The following is a 2,230-nucleotide window of genomic DNA, read 5'->3' on the forward strand; positions in this document are numbered from 1 at the left end:
CCGAACGCCGTCTTCGTCGCCTGCTCCGTCGACGGCCCGCCCCACTGGTGCGACGCCGACAGCAGCTTGATATCCCCGTTCGTCCCGAGCGTCACCCCTCCGCCGATCTTGACGTAACTGCCGTCCTCCGCAACCAGCCGGATCGTCGGCGCCGTCACCAGCACCTCGCTTTCGTTCGTCGCGATCTTGATGCCCTTCTGCGCGTTCGCCGTCAGCGTGTCCGCCTGCGCCTGCAACAACACCGGCCCCTCCCCCGCCACCGCCTGCACCCCCGTTCCCCGCGCGAACAACTGCATGCCTTGCCCAGCCGTCGCATTGAATCGCTGCCCGCTCATCAATTGCAGATGCTGCTGCGCCACCTGATCGATGTTCTCGCCCGCATAGGTCACGTGCGTCTTCGGCGTCACGTTCACCGACCCCGCCTGCGCACCGAACGCCATCAACGCTTGCGAGCCGCTCGTGCTCGGCGGGCTCGATGCCGTCCCGCTACCCGGCGACCACCCCTTGAATACGGCGGCCACCCCGCTTTGGCCCGTTGCATCGGCCGGCTGCCCCCCATGCTGTCCCGCATAGTCGCCGAGCGCCTTGAACAGCTCCCCGCACTCGCCCAGCAGCTGCACCAGTTCATCGCGGTCCAACTGGCCGCCGCTCGCTTGCGTCCGGGCATAGGTCGTCAGCAAGATCCCCTGCGCGGCCCGCAATGCCGCCGCCGCGTCCGTGCGCAGCTCCGCCCCTTCTCCGCGATCGGCGCCGTGGCCGTCGCTGCGCGGCTGGGTCAGGTAGCCCAGATTGAGTTGGGAGAACCCGTGTTCGCTCGCCAGTTGCGCGCTGATCTGCTGCGGCGTGTCGTCGAGCCGGAGCTGGTTATATCTCTGACCCTTGATTTCCTTCGTCTTGATCCCGGACAGGTACCGGTTGCCGGGCAAGCTCCCCGTATGGCTGAACGTCGCGGGCCGATTCACCCCATTCGACAGAACCCCGATGATCACCAGACGATCCGGGTCCCCCGCAATACAGCCCAACAGCACTTCCATCCCCACGCGCGGCAAGAACGACCCGCCGAAGTTCGGCCCCGCCAGGCTGGACGTGACGCGCACCGGCGCACTGTCGCCCCCGTTGTCGTTGGTGCCCGCGCCCTGCGCATGGGCGTGATCGGCCGGATCCAGCCCCTGTATCCGCACCCGCACCCGGCCCTGCTCGTCGCAGAACACCTCTTCCCCTTCCTGGCCCACAATCACGCCCGTCAGCAGATGGACCGGCGGCAGATCGACTTGCGGATCGTAGGCAGGGGTCAGCGGCACGCCGCGCCGCACGCAGGTGAACGTGTTTTCGTAACGGGTATCCGATTCGGAAGACAGCGCGGCGGGTAATGCGGACGCGGGGTGACTCAGGTTGCGACTCGCCGCGAACAGCGCGTACACCCGGCCGGTCAGCCCTTTGGGCAAGTTGTTCCAGATATCGTGATCGAGCGACGTGATCACGAACTGCCGCTTTTCCGCGGGCTGCATGTCCCATTCCGGATTGCCGGTCAGCGTGAACCAGCTGCCGACCGACAGATCCCGCACGCCGCTCACGGCGTCATAGCGCTCGGCGTCGAATTGATGGGCGAGCATGCGCGCATGGGTCAGCCGGTCGTGATCGCTCCACGAATCGCCGACGTGCGGAATGTCGATCGCGGTGTCCGTCAGCAGCTTCGCCAGGTCGTTGCCCGCCTCGCCCTGATCGATACTCGCGACGGCTTCCGATTCATCCATCCGGGCGTTCTTGTAATCCCACGACGGACGGCCCGTCTTCCCCGGGATCAGACGCTGGTGCAACGCGAACAGCGTGATCGTATCGCGCTCTTCCGTGCCCGCATCGCGCGGGTGCAGACGTACCGTGCCCGCCGACGACTGCGGCAACTGCATCGGATCGTCGCAGAACACCAGGGTGTGGACCGGCGGCTCGTTGGCCGCGCCGCTCGCCCCTTTCGCCGGACCCGCCTTGGCAAAGACCGTCACGCCTTCGCGCCGCAGCAGACGGCGAACGAAACGCGCATCCGATTCGTTGACCTGCCGGGTCAGTTCTCGGGCCGGATAGCGAGTCGCATTGAGACCCGACAGATCGAATTCGAACGCCTGCGCGAGCGCCGGGCTACGCTGACGCCATTCGCTGAGCATCACATTCAGAATATCGACGACGGATTTCGTGCGGAACACGCGGGAGTTGGTCCGCTTGTCCATCAGCGACA

General features: G+C 66.3%; 1 protein-coding gene and 1 pseudogene. Both read right to left on the bottom strand.

Annotation, left to right across the window (positions count from 1 at the left end; genetic code table 11):
* On the bottom strand, nt 1-440 hold a 440-nt coding region (locus RZR99_RS33530), incomplete at its 3' end, for a DUF2345 domain-containing protein (RefSeq protein ID WP_407655549.1).
* Nucleotides 441-626: 186 nt separating this feature from the next.
* A pseudogene (locus tag RZR99_RS32675) lies at nt 627-2,222 on the bottom strand (type VI secretion system Vgr family protein); the annotation flags it as partial.
* Nucleotides 2,223-2,230: the final 8 nt, after the last annotated feature.

This window comes from Burkholderia alba (assembly GCF_034721475.1).
Taxonomy (GTDB): Bacteria; Pseudomonadota; Gammaproteobacteria; order Burkholderiales; family Burkholderiaceae; genus Burkholderia; species Burkholderia alba.